Origin of the sequence: Lacihabitans soyangensis (assembly GCF_024343775.1) — a bacterium.
Lineage (GTDB): Bacteria > Bacteroidota > Bacteroidia > Cytophagales > Spirosomataceae > Leadbetterella > Leadbetterella soyangensis.
In genome coordinates this window covers 128,362-141,199 of the sequence record NZ_RJUF01000002.1, presented here as the reverse complement: position 1 = coordinate 141,199, position 12,838 = coordinate 128,362, and the positions used below count along the sequence as shown (strand labels likewise).

The following is a 12,838-nucleotide window of genomic DNA, read 5'->3' as shown; positions in this document are numbered from 1 at the left end:
GTAAAGCCTAATGACGTGTTGTGTGATGGATTTTAGGATGCGATAGTTTTAAAACCTATGAGTCAGAGATTTTCTATTATGTTTTTTTCAATGGTTTTGTTGGCCAATTTTTTCTTTTTCGAAAAAATAGAGCCCGCCGAACATGGCTACTTTTATGACAAATTATTGAGTTTGTTTTTGTTTCAGTTTGACTATTTCTTGCTGTTTGCCTACATATCTTTCAAGACCATAAAATTTCCGATCAGGCCATTGTTTTTATTGAGTTTTGTGTACGCTTGCCTTTTCGTTATGGGCATGTCGTCTATCATAATTACTGACGAAAAAGAATTTGACATTTATTATTCCTATTTACAACCTGTTTTTAGGCTAATCTTTATCATTGTTTTTTATCTTATTGGTTTTGAAAAAAGCAAAAAAAAATCTAGAAAAAATACGGCGTTGATAGTTATCGGATTGGTACTCGGGCTGTATTTTTTGTTTCTTCTTAATTCGTATCCTAGGCCTACTATGTGGCAATTTAATTTCTATTGGTTGGTTCTTATGTCTTTTTATATCAGCGGTATTTTTGTTAAATTTACTGATTCTAGAAATGCTTTCTTAGCTGGTGTACTCTTTGTTTTCCTTTCGGATTTATATTACATATTGCCACCAGAAGCAAGAATGTATGAACTTACTTATATTCTTATCAGAATAATCAATACGCTTGGAGAGTTTTTAATAGTGAAATGTATTTTGGAACATTATGTAGGTGTGAAAAAAGTTTAAACCGATTGTTTCTTTATCGTACGGTTTATCACAGGGTTTTTGTAAGTTGCTATTTAGAATGAGTTTGGTATTTGATCGTAGTTAGGAGTACCATTCCAGGACTCTTTTAATGAACGAAATTCCTAAGTTTTAAGACCGTTTAATAAAATTCAAACTTTTTGTTTCTTCTTAATTAAAGGTTGTTACACATTTGCTATTTGTAAAAGATTTTGCTTTAATTGCAACTATCTATAAATTAGCCCTAAAAACCGTGAAAACTTTATTACTAACAATTATTTGGTTATTTACTACCAGCTTAACCTTTTCTCAAAATCGGTCAGAAGCCAGAACTCCGGAAAGGGATAATCCTGCCGAAAGGTTTAACTTTGAAAACATGAAGACCATGGATCCGCTCACTGGCAAAGTTCCCTACGACGAACTTGAAAAAGCGAGGGGCTTAATGAATAATTATTTTTCGGTGATGGCTCAGATTCCAGGCATTGAATGGAAGGAGAGAGGTCCGAATAATATTGGTGGCCGTACAAGAGCCTTAATGTTTGACCCGAACGACACTACAAAGAAAAAAGTATGGGCTGGCGGTGTTGCAGGTGGATTATGGTACAATGACGATATCACCTCAGCAGCAGCTTCTTGGCAAAAAGTATCTGACTTCTGGGATAATTTGGCGATTTCTTGTATAGCTTATGATCCCAGCAACACTCAAATATTCTATGTTGGAACGGGTGAGGGGTATTCCAACATTGATGCTGTGCAGGGTGGAGGTATTTGGAAAACCACTGATGGTGGTGTTACATGGAAAAGATTGGCCAACACTTTACCCAATTTTGCTGTCACATCTGGTCAAGCATTTGCTTTTCAAGCGGTGCAGAAAATCGTTGTGAATTCCACGGGAAGGGTTTTTACAGCCACCAAGGCGGGTGTTTGGATATCTACAGATGGTGGGGTGAGTTGGACAGTGGCTCCTTCAATACCATCTGGTGGAGCCAATTCGGCTTTTGTTTCGGATCTTGAAATTGGTTCGGATGATGTTGTCTATGCGTCTTATGGTTTTTTCACAAGCACAGCCTCGGCAGTATACAAGACCAACAACGTGGCCAACGATGGCTCATCTTGGACGGCGAATTTATTTGCATTTGCGGGAGGCCGAACTGAGCTTGGTTTAGCTCCAAGTACTTCAGGGGCTGGTCAAATTGTCTACGCTGCCAATCAAAACACCGGCAACAACCGAATAAATTTTATGAAGAAGTCAATGGATGGTGGTACCACTTGGGTAGATATTACCAAACCAACCGGTGGGGGCACCACTGGTGATATTACCAATGGTCAAGCGTGGTATGACCTTATTCTGTCCGTTCATCCTACCAATCCTGATTTAGTGTTCATGGGTGGTGCTACCCATGCCCGAACTTTAAATGCTACCGCTGCACTCGTCTCATGGAACACGTTTAGTTACGTGACTCCCATGCATCCCGATCATCACGCTTTTGTGTTTAGACCAGGATTGCCCAACGAGGTGATTGCCGGAAATGATGGCGGAGTTTATTATTCCTCAAACTGGGGAGATGCTTCTATCACCAGTAATAACTCAATAAATTTTTCGGTCAGAAATAAAGACTACAACGTCACGCAATACTACTCAGCAGCCATTAAAAACATTGCTAACGACGGTTATGTTTTGACCTCTGCTCAGGACAATGGTACGCATAAAATTACCACCGCCCCTGGCGTAATTGGCTCGGCCGCTTTTGTGGAGGATTGTTGCGACGGCATGAGTTCGTTTATTGACCAAAACGAACCAACGATTCAAATTCATGCCACACAAGGCAACTGGTTTCAGCTTCATAATGAGTCACTTAATACCAACGTTACCGTTGTAGATAATAACTACGGAACTTTTATCAATCCTGCTGATTATGACTCTCAGAACAATATTTTATACACCTACGAGGGCTTCGATTCAGGCGGCCCAACTTATATGTCAAGGTCAGTTATTACAGCTTCTCCTTTGGGCGGGGTTTATAATTACTTTACCTTCCCAGGACAATTTTCCGTATCGTTTATAAAAGCGGCCTATGCTGCAAATACTGTATTTTATGGTACTCGAAATGGCCAAGTCTACAAACTCTCCAATATTCCTACAAGTGGTTTGCCAACTAGTGCTCCTGCACCTGTTTTGATTATGGACATGGCCACACTAGGAACAAATGGAGGCTTTATTTCTTGTATAGAGATAGGAGCAAATGACAACGAACTACTGGTAACCTGTTCAAATTTCAACGTAAAGTCAGTTTTCTATACCAACAACGGCGGAGTTACATGGATTAGCAAAGACGAGGCAACCTACGGACTACCCAATATTCCCATAAGATATGCTCTCTTTAATCCACTGAATCGTCAAGAGGTATTATTGGCCACTAGCCTTGGCGTATGGACTACCAACAACATCACTTTGGGAAATCCGCAATGGGCTCCTACCAATGCCAAACTGGCCCATGTGAGTTGTGATCAACTTAGGTATCGTGCAGCCGATCATACGGTAGTGGTGGCCACCCACGGAAGAGGAGTTTTTACTACACAGTTGAACCAACCGAATCCTTGCCAAACAGTAATGACGCTCGTGGCACCATACGATAATAAAACTTCAGGAACGACCACCTTTGACAAAACCCAGACTATCTCGGCCACTAACCAGATAAGTAGCACCGCAAACGTGACCATGAAAGCAGCAAATTCGATAACCCTACTACCCATAAATCCCACTGATGGTTCGGGCGGATTTAAAGTAGATACAGGAGCCGTTTTTTATGCTTACATAACTGGATGCGACAATTAAAAACAATATTTCCAACCATTTAGCGTAATTTAGAGTCTTGTTGTTGGAAACAAATGAATACCAAAATGAAAGCGAAATTATTGTTCGTAATCCTTAGTTTCTTTTTCTTGAATTGTGAAAAATCCGATGTCGCTGCCCTCGGCGTTATACAGGGTAAAGTAACCGTCGGGCCACTCTGTGGCACGGTGCCAGCGGGTTTAGATCCAAATCGCGACAATCCCTGCGGTTTGTCAGATGCAGACCTAAATGCCATCTATGGAGACTATAAAGTGGTGGTAAGTCCTACCATAAGCTCAGATAAAGTTACGGCCAAAGAAAAAGTATTGGATAAATCTGGGGCTTTTGTTTTCGAAATTCCTACTGGCGAATATAGGGTGCAAGTGTTAAAAAAGGATGGATCAGCGATAGTGGCGGCCTCCGAGAAAAATATTCTAACCAAAACCATCAACCTTTCTCAAAACCAGGTGGTGGAGGTTAGTTTGTATGTTGAAAAGACCATAAAGTAGAGCTCTGGTTTCCTATTTTTGCGAATTTTAATAGATTTATTCATCTAAAAAATAGGCAAGTAGTGGCAATTCGCGATTTTGATTTTAAAATCTCGTTTTGGCATTTATTAGAAAGCTATTAATGATTTCAAAATCAAGTGCTTATTTTGAAAGGCATAATATTTCGATCAAAGGTTTTTGAAATTATCTTCTAAAAGTTTTAAAAGAGTTTAAACTAGGCATATTTCCTGTGAGATATGCCTTGTTTTTTTTCATTCTATGCCGATGGAGCAGCACTAAAAAAAGTAACTTTTCCCATGCCCGAATTCCCGTTGCTTGCTTGGTAGGCATAAACTACTGCCTCAAAAAAACCATAATTCGGCGTTGTCCAGCTACCCGTAAACTGGCTTGTTTCTCCCGAAAACGTCATCTTGACGGTCTCCAAATACACATTGCCTTTGGGCGTGTCCAATTGGTAAATCATTGCCCCGACCTCGAACAACTTAGGATTCCAAGCTGTATTTGGTGCGATAGGGCAGCCGCACATCATGGTTACATTGGCTTGAAAATCAACTTTGGCCGCGGCGACTGATCCGAAATTTTGGTGTGTTGGGGGCGATTGTACCTGCACCAGCAAACCTGGTAATTCCAGAAGCAAACCATTGCCGCCAGTGAGGTCTTTGCCCGGGATAATCCACTGTGTGGCTGTGACCGTATTGGCTGACTGTAGCCCACCATTTGGGCCAGTAGCGGTTACCTTGATAAGGCAAGGCTCTGTAAGCGAAAGCGTGGTGTTAAAAGCCGATGCTTGGGTGTTTGGATAGAACTCGGTGCGATTAATTGAAATGTCCATCAAGTTGACCACACCCGAGCCGCCACTCGTACGGCCTTCGGCCAAGATTTCGCCTGTTTGGGCATTTTGGATAGTCACATAAGCTCCGCCAATGTCGGCTCCCAGAAATTTCCCTCCTTTGGCAATTACACGAATTGTTACGTTTGTTTTCATTTGGCTTTATTTATTTTTTGTGTAAAATAATAAATTTTCTGTAAGGTTTTATGTTTTGGCAAGGTCTCAAAAAGTAACTCTTTTTGATGATTTTAAGGAAGCGTTTGTCATTTGAGTGAAATTCAGCGTCTAAAGTGAGACTGTGAAAGGTCTGAAAATTCATAACAATTATATTCTATAGCCAAATATCTCTACAATATTTTCTAGTTTAAGTCTCACCATTATAAAAACCATATGTTTATCCGATTGACAGCAATTTTAAATTCCATGAAATTTGTATGATAATATCCTGGATAATCAAAGGCAAAAAAATAGCTAGAATTTTCAAAATATGAAAAATAGCATAATGAAGAGTTATAAATACCCAAAACAGCATTTGGAATTAGGACTTGGAGAGCGTGAAATTTGAAATTTTACAAGCCAACGAATTGTTTTCAAAATCAGTGTATTGCCTTTATTCCGTAAAATAAAATTCTTTTGGTACAAAGAGAAATAAACTTTAATTTGGCTTTATAAACATTTAAATATAAGTACTTTGTGAGCTTTTGAGTGCTGTTTTAGAATTTTTATTTATTGATGTTTCTAACTTATTTAATTTCTAATTAATATTCTATACCCATGAAAAAACTGTTTCTTTTAGCCGCTTTAGCTGTTAACTATGCTTTTGGCCAGAATAGCGTTTCGATACTCGATAATAAGATATATTTAAATGTCTCGGGTAATCAAAATGCCATTGAAGTTAGTAAAATTGGAATGTTCGGAGCTGCAGGTGTCTTCGAGCACACTTCAGGTTCTGCTACTGGTGGAGCTTTGATAGCCAAATCTAATTCCTTGAATTTTGGTGGTGCTTTTTTTGCAACTAATTTTGGAACAGGTTCGGCGGGGACTTTTACCATATCCAATCCTACTAGTTACGGATTGCCCATTTATGCGACCACCAATGGTTTGGGCGTAACGGCCAGGTTATATAGTTCCAATAGTTCCAATAATTCAAATGCCTTGGAAGTTACTACTGATGGAAACGGAAATGCAGGTTATTTTAACTCTGTCTTGGGTAATGCACTTATAACTGGCAACGGCAGAGTAGGTATTGGGTTATCAACGCCAAGTGAGTTGTTAGACGTCAATGGAAGAGCTCGGATACGTCATAATGTAAATACGGCTGGCGTTTGGATGAGCAATAGTTCAAATAGTCTAAGTGTAGCTGATGGTGCATTTTATGGTATGAAATCAGATACCGAGGCTGGTATTTATATAGGTAATAGCTGGCGGTGGTGGGTAAAAGATAATGGAGATCAAGTAGTGGGGAATAATTTGGGGGTGGGATTATCGCCCACCAATGCTCAAGTCCAATTGTTGAATTCTGTTCAGAATCGAAAGATAGTGCTGTATGACAATGGCCCCAACAACGACCATCAATATTATGGGTTTGGTATCAATCCTTCTACTTTAAGATACCAAGTCAATGATCTTTCGGGCCATCATATTTTTTATGCTGGAGTAAATGCCACTAGTTCTAACGAACTCATGAGAATCCAAGGAAGTGGCAATGTGGGTATAGGTACTACAGATGCTAGTAAGGCAGGATTGGTGGTGAATAAGGTGGTTGGAGCCACTCCCGCTATATTTGGAGACAATACTTCTGGTGTAGGCATTGATGCCAATTTTCCGGGTATTTCGTTTAATGGGTATTATAATGGTGGTAGAAAACTGTTGTCAGACGGGTATGCAGGGGGATTAAGTATGGATCCTACCAACGGTCGAATAAGCCTCTATACCTCTGTGAGCGGTACTGCCGGAAATGTCGTGACTACTACTCCACGTGTGTCTGTAACCAGCAATGGAAACTTTGGAATAGGTATTGCAATTCCCACAGAGCGTTTGAACGTTGTTGGCAACGGGCTTTTTACAGGTACAGTTTGTGCATCTAACGTCACTTGTCCTTCCGATGTACGTTTCAAGAAAAACTTTAGGCCGCTCGATAACGCCATGGCACAAGTAATGCAAGTGCAGGGCGTGAGGTATGATTGGCGGAAAGATGAATTTCCAGAACATAATTTCTCTGATAAAAATCAAATGGGCTTCGTAGCACAAGATCTCGAGAAGCTATTCCCTGAGATGGTGGTTACAGACTCCAAAGGTTATAAATCCGTAGATTATGCACGTATTACGCCACTTTTGGTTGAGGCTCTGAAAGAGCAGCAAAAGATTATAGACGAAATGAAGACAAAGAACCAAAAGCTAGAAAGTAGGTTGGATAGAATAGAGGCGATGTGGAGTAAGTAGTGTTTTAGAAGTACCATTTATTTCTCGTACATCCATTTTTGTTCTGTCACTGCCTCCCAGCCCCCCAAAAAAGTAGGCTAGAGGTGCTAATCTAATACTATAGCCTATTTTAGTTGAAGCAGAGTCTTTTGGTTCGGGCAGAGTCTCCGTAAGGGACTCTGCGAGGTGCTTTTGGGAATGAGTTTGGTATTAGAGTGAAGTTCAGAGTCCCCTAAAGGGAGACTCTGAACGAACGAAAAGTCCGCTAAAGTGAAACTTTGAAAGGACGAAGGATTTATAAGTTCAATTGTTCAGAATTGTACAATAGTTCAATTAGGGACTACTGTTGAATTTAGCAACGATGCCACCATTTAGCTAAAATATTATTAGTTGAGGCTAATCTATTTCGTAATTTTCTGTCTTTGGTTGTGTGGTAAACTCGCTGATTAAAAGTTGTTTTGTCACTTCGTCAAGTTTTTTATAATCAACTTTTGTTTTTACATATAAAATTTCCTTTTCATCCTCCTTATTAAATATTTCTTCCTTTTCCTCAGGAGCTGAAAGAAGTTTAACACTATTTCCTTTGATTATATGTTCTGTTACAAGTTTTGTAACTTCCTCTATTTTCTTTTCTAATGCTTCTTGTTTCTTGCCTTTTTTAGCTTGTTTTTTTACTTCTTCTCTAACCGCAATTCTTACATTTTCTAAAAGTAATTGCTCTCTCTCTTCTTCTCCTTTTATAAGTTTTTGATTTCCTCTAAATGATTTAGATAGTGTTTCTTGTACCACTGTTTTGTATGCAAGATATGCACCATAAACTTCAAAGCCTGTTTTGAAAAGGTCAAGTAGTTTTTCGCCTACTTCAAAAATAAAATTTAGAACAACTTCTATAGAACCTTGGTCTATTTCTATGATTTCAAAAGGTTTTGGAGTTTCCTCTGAAATGATTTGTTGATAAATAAACAAGCCTCGATCCCAATTTTTTAATTCAAAAGATAGAAGTTTAAGACTGTTGTAAGATTTCTCATTATTGAATATGATTGCAAATATTGCGTTTGTGTCAGATTGTAATTCTGAATAGTCTTTTGACAAAAAGGGTATAACAGTAGTGGAAATTTTATCAAGTTCTTCAATATTTGAATTAACTCTTAATTGAAGTTGGGTTATAATTGCATTCAAAGTGTTATAGTGACTTCCTGAATCTGGATAATTTTGCTCTTTTAAAGTTGTAAGTTGTTTCAAAAAAGAATCATCAGTAAATGGTTTTTCTTTATTCATCAAAACTTTATCAAGTAGTTCACGAATTCCCTCTTGTTCGAGTTTCTTAAAGTCGGCAATAAGTTTTTCTGTTAATTCTTTAAGAAGTACAAGATTGTTATTATTATTTTGAATTGTTACAAGATAGTCTTGCAATTTTGATGAGAAATTGTCCTTCCCAATTTTATCCTTTATTAAGTCTATGAGTTCAATTATTTTTCTTACTGTCATTTTTTTTATTTTTCTTGCAGTGTTGGTTTTTTAAAATTAAAAAAAGAGTAATTTTCCAAAACTCATTTTTAAAGTTTTAGTAATATCGTTATTGTAATTGGTTGATTTAGTTAAGTAGTTATCTGATAATCAGTTATTTGTTTACAAAAAGGTAATTGTATTATTATTTTTTTATTTAGTTTTAAATATAATCCTACAATCAAAGTTAAGTAAGTTTATAACTAATTCAAAACATTAAGTTCGTGTTCTAGAAAAACTTCCTACAAGCTATTTTTTTCCTCACCCCATTGTCCCCCTCAACTTCTTATACCCCTCCCAATCAAATTTATCCACGAAATCTGCTGCGGCACGAACGCCTCTTTTGAAGAGGTCGAGTTTTTCTTCGTCGGTGATGTCGAAGTTTAGCCAATTGTGCCCGTCGGTGTCTATCATGCCTATCAGGTGTTTGTAGTCGCGGTTTTTTAATAGAAAATCGTAGTCGTGGAGGTACCGCATGGTGTTGAATATGGCAAAGAAATACTTCAGGAAGGTTTTTATGCTGTTGAATTTTTGGCGGTCTTTGCCCAGCCTTACGCCAAAAGTAGGTTTGCGTGGCACACCCGCACTGAGGTGGAACACATTAATGGGGAAATTGGACAACGTGCCACCATCTACAAAACTGATTTTCTTTGGTATTTCGCCTTCATAACCCACGGTTTTCTCCCAAAGTTTTTCTTGGTTTTCAGGTAAATTCTGAACGGTGAAAGGCTTGAAAAACAGCGGTATAGACATCGTAGCCCGCACATATTTGGAGGGCGAAACCTCGTCGGAGTTCTTAAAATACAGCTCCTTGTGTAAGGGAAATTCCACTTTGGTTTGGGTAGTCACATCAGAAGCTATGATGGCTATTTTGGAGCTGAATACGGTATTGCCCGTCACGCCTTCTTTGAGTTTCAATTGGCTGGCAACGGTATTTCTATGGTTTTGTAAATCGCTGGTGGAGTGTATCTGGTGGGTTTCGAGGATATTCTTTACCCAATCTTCAAAGTTTTTGCCTTCGTTTAGGCCCAATTCTTCTCTTATCAGTCGGAGGAGCTTACCCAAATTGAAAAGGTTTTTTATACCCACCCATATCATCGGTTGGTCGCTCAACACGTCTTTGATGATTTTCTTCACATATGGCTCACCATCTACAAAGTCAAAGAAGTTTTTGTTGCTGATGATATCTATCAATTCTTCGGAGCTGGTAGAGTACTTTGTGGGCTTCACGCTGGCCAACATCATGGCATTTATGGCTCCAGCAGAGGTGCCAGCCAAGCTGCAGAACTTGATTTTGGCTTGCTCCAAAGCATAAGTATAGCCCACCAAAGCAATGCCCAACACACCACCGCCTTCCATCACGATGTCTACGTATTGGTTCCCTTGGTCGTCCAGCGTATCTGATACTTTTGGGTTTTTGGATTTTATTTTGGCAATCAAATCCCGTACCTCCGGGTCTTCGGTGAAGTCTTTTATATTCATGGCTTTTTTGTTTTGAAGATAAAATGGTTTTCTTGGAAAAGCAATTAAGTGCTTGTAAATCAGGTGTAAATACTTGTGGAAATGAGTAGAATGTGCATGTGTCTTGAGGGTTTCTTTAGTACTTAATAAGCATTGCCGTTTTTAATTTTCTTTCGTGCCTTGCCAGGCAGGCTTACTTTTTTGCGAGTCGTCGCACCGTTCGAAAAAAAAGTAACAAAAAAAACATTTTCTGAACCGCACCGGCGGCCCGGAATGATCCTACCTAGGCGGCCCCCTGTAAATTTTGATTTTCTTTTCTAATTCTAGTATCATTCCCCAATCAAAATTTCGCAACGGACTGTTCAGAAATTATTAGTAACAATTAGTGTTTATTTTGTATTTTCCTGAAAAAATAAGCCTTCATTGTTTGCTTTTTTAAAATCATCATTTACATTTGTTTAAAAATTAACCAAATGGTTAAATCATTTAGTTAAACTATTTGGATAGTGACTACAGAAGAGAAAATAATTAAGGCTGCCGAGGAGGTTTTTATAGAACACGGTTATGATGGGGCTCGTATGCAAGAAATTGCCGACAGGGCCGAAATCAACAAGGCCATGTTGCATTATTATTTCAGATCGAAGGAAATGCTCTTTGAGAAGATTTTCGAAGAAAAAGTAAAAGTGGTTTTCCCGACCATCAGCGAGCAAATGAAATCCTACGAGGGATTTACGGATAAGGTTTGTTTTTTTATTGAACAGTATTACGATATCCTCATCAAATACCCATTTATGCCGTTTTTTATCATTTCAACCATCAACAGAAAAGACGACAAACATTTCATCAAAAAACTTCCCTTTGGTTTTATGAAGGAGATTTTCTTCGAAAGTTTTTTTAGTGACCTCCAATCGGGTAAAATCAGGGAGGTAAATCCTTTTCAGTTTGCTGTAAGCGTGATGGGCATGAGTATATTTCCTTTTCTCAGTCGGCCAGCCATGAAAGAACTGATAGGCATAAACGACGAGCAGTTTCAGCTGCTCATGCAACAAAGAATAGATGAACTCAAGAATTATGTTAAACTTATTTTAACACCTACAAATCATGCGTAAATTTTCGCTCATGGTATTGTTTTGTTGTGCCGTAAATTTTGGATTTGCTCAGTCTAAGGTTACGCTTGAACAATGCCTTGATTTATCAGAAACTCACCACCCAAACGCGGCTAATCTGCCTTTGATTAGGCAAACGGCCGATCTACAGGTGAGGTTGCTCAATAGTAATTATCTCCCACAGACCAGCTTGGGTGGACAAGCCTCTTGGCAGTCGGAGGTAACCAGCTTGCCCATTTCTTTGCCCAATGTGTCTATTTCTCCCCCTCCTAAGGATCAGTACAGGGCTACATTGGATGTGGTACAGAATATCTGGGATGGAGGAGTGTTGTCCAAACAAAAAGAAGTTGCAGTGGCCAATGCCAAAGCCGAGGAGCAAAAGCTGGTTACAGATTTATACCAAATAAAAGAGCAAGTAAGCGGCCTTTATTTCGGGATTTTGTTTGCTGAAAAACAAATAGAAAATGCCCAGATTCTGCAAAAAGACTTAGAGACGAAATCAGATAAAATGCGGGCGGCCATCAGCAATGGCACCGCCATAAAATCGAATCTTTTGGCCATAGACGCAAAGATTTTGGAGATGAATCAATTGCTCATAGATGCCCAAAAAAGAAAGAAAAGTTCGGTTGAAGCTTTGGAGCTTTTAACTGGTAAGTCATTAGGCGAAACCACCATTTTTGAGCTTCCAAGATTTGTTTCTACGCCTGCTCAGGATATTTCTAGGCCTGAATTACTGCTTTTGGACTACCAGAAAAGCGTCTTAGATATTAATCAGGAAATGGTAAAAGCCAAGAATTTGCCAAAAATATCGGCCTTTGCAACAGGTGGGTATGGAAAGCCTGGCTTGAATTTTTTGGCAAATTCTTTCGGGACTTATTTCATTGGCGGAGTGAATTTGAAAGTGCCATTGAGTTTCTTGTACAGCGGTTCTCAAAGCAATGAAAATCAACAGATAAAGATTTCTCAACAGAAAATAGATACCCAAAAAGAGTCCTTTATTTTGGCAACAAAAATTAAATTAAGCAATCAAAATCAAGAAATCGAAAGGCTCGAAAGTTTGGTTTCAACAGATGCTAAGATTTTAGATATCAGAAAGCAAATCAAACAAACGGCCGAAGCTCAGCTGGATAATGGCATCATAACGGCCTCCGACTTTCTGACCGAACTGACCAATGAAGATATCGCCAAACAAAACAGTATTTTGCATGAGGTGCAGTTGCTTCAGGCGAAGTTTAACTTGAAAATTATTTCGGGGAATTTGAAGTGAGGGTTTTTCAAGGGAGGCACAAAGGCATTGAGGCACAAAGACATTTAGTACACTTCAATGTATAATTTTTCTCAACTTCGGACACTGAGCGGAGCCGAAGTGCCGAAGTGCCGAAGTGGACGAATCGAACAAAAATATTTTAAA

The 12,838-nt window shown here is 38.8% G+C and carries 9 protein-coding genes; 6 read left to right on the top strand and 3 right to left on the bottom strand.

Annotated elements, in window-relative coordinates; translation table 11 throughout:
• Nucleotides 1-57: 57 nt before the first annotated feature.
• The 3 genes from EGI31_RS01760 (at nt 58) to EGI31_RS01750 (ending at nt 4,104) form a co-directional block, all read left to right on the top strand.
• Complete coding sequence (locus tag EGI31_RS01760; RefSeq protein WP_255035407.1) at nt 58-765, top strand: hypothetical protein; 708 nt, start codon at nt 58-60, stop codon at nt 763-765.
• A gap of 250 nt (nt 766-1,015) precedes the next feature.
• On the top strand, nt 1,016-3,598 hold the full coding sequence (locus EGI31_RS01755) for a WD40/YVTN/BNR-like repeat-containing protein (RefSeq protein ID WP_255035406.1): 2,583 nt from the start codon (nt 1,016-1,018) through the stop codon (nt 3,596-3,598).
• A 65-nt stretch (nt 3,599-3,663) separates the two neighbouring features.
• Nucleotides 3,664-4,104, top strand: coding sequence for a hypothetical protein (locus tag EGI31_RS01750; RefSeq protein WP_255035405.1), 441 nt, complete (start codon nt 3,664-3,666; stop codon nt 4,102-4,104).
• Between the two features lie 256 nt (nt 4,105-4,360).
• On the opposite strand, the gene EGI31_RS01745 is transcribed toward EGI31_RS01750, so the two are convergent.
• A complete protein-coding gene (locus tag EGI31_RS01745; protein ID WP_255035404.1) occupies nt 4,361-5,089 on the bottom strand; it encodes a hypothetical protein in 729 nt (242 codons plus the stop codon).
• Nucleotides 5,090-5,707: 618 nt separating this feature from the next.
• Here EGI31_RS01745 and EGI31_RS01740 point away from each other — a divergent pair.
• Nucleotides 5,708-7,375 carry a tail fiber domain-containing protein gene (locus EGI31_RS01740; protein WP_255035403.1) on the top strand — a complete coding sequence of 556 codons (1,668 nt, stop codon included), beginning with the start codon at nt 5,708-5,710 and terminating at the stop codon, nt 7,373-7,375.
• Nucleotides 7,376-7,750: 375 nt separating this feature from the next.
• Here the strand turns inward: EGI31_RS01740 and EGI31_RS01735 are convergent, their stop codons facing one another.
• Entirely contained in the window at nt 7,751-8,842 is a 1,092-nt protein-coding gene (locus tag EGI31_RS01735; RefSeq protein WP_255035402.1) for a hypothetical protein, read from the bottom strand.
• A 279-nt stretch (nt 8,843-9,121) separates the two neighbouring features.
• Nucleotides 9,122-10,342, bottom strand: a complete 1,221-nt coding sequence (locus EGI31_RS01730; protein WP_255035401.1) for a patatin-like phospholipase family protein — start codon at nt 10,340-10,342, stop codon at nt 9,122-9,124.
• A gap of 485 nt (nt 10,343-10,827) precedes the next feature.
• On the opposite strand from EGI31_RS01730, the gene EGI31_RS01725 reads away from it, so the two are divergent.
• Together EGI31_RS01725 and EGI31_RS01720 are read left to right on the top strand one after the other, a co-directional pair.
• A complete protein-coding gene (locus tag EGI31_RS01725) occupies nt 10,828-11,430 on the top strand; it encodes a TetR/AcrR family transcriptional regulator (protein WP_255035400.1) in 603 nt (200 codons plus the stop codon).
• Nucleotides 11,423-12,694, top strand: coding sequence for a TolC family protein (locus EGI31_RS01720; protein WP_255035399.1), 1,272 nt, complete (start codon nt 11,423-11,425; stop codon nt 12,692-12,694). Before EGI31_RS01725 ends, EGI31_RS01720 begins: the two co-directional genes overlap by 8 nt.
• The last annotated feature ends 144 nt before the right edge of the window (nt 12,695-12,838 follow it).

What these genes read in the sequence shown, in the direction of transcription:
- EGI31_RS01750 (WP_255035405.1), top strand. Translation starts at nt 3,664, where the DNA reads ATGAAAGCGAAATTATTGTTCGTAATCCTTAGTTTCTTTTTCTTGAAT.
- EGI31_RS01745 (WP_255035404.1), bottom strand. Translation starts at nt 5,089, where the DNA reads ATGAAAACAAACGTAACAATTCGTGTAATTGCCAAAGGAGGGAAATTT.
- EGI31_RS01730 (WP_255035401.1), bottom strand. Translation starts at nt 10,342, where the DNA reads ATGAATATAAAAGACTTCACCGAAGACCCGGAGGTACGGGATTTGATT.
- EGI31_RS01760 (WP_255035407.1), top strand. Translation starts at nt 58, where the DNA reads ATGAGTCAGAGATTTTCTATTATGTTTTTTTCAATGGTTTTGTTGGCC.
- EGI31_RS01720 (WP_255035399.1), top strand. Translation starts at nt 11,423, where the DNA reads ATGCGTAAATTTTCGCTCATGGTATTGTTTTGTTGTGCCGTAAATTTT.
- EGI31_RS01740 (WP_255035403.1), top strand. Translation starts at nt 5,708, where the DNA reads ATGAAAAAACTGTTTCTTTTAGCCGCTTTAGCTGTTAACTATGCTTTT.
- EGI31_RS01735 (WP_255035402.1), bottom strand. Translation starts at nt 8,842, where the DNA reads ATGACAGTAAGAAAAATAATTGAACTCATAGACTTAATAAAGGATAAA.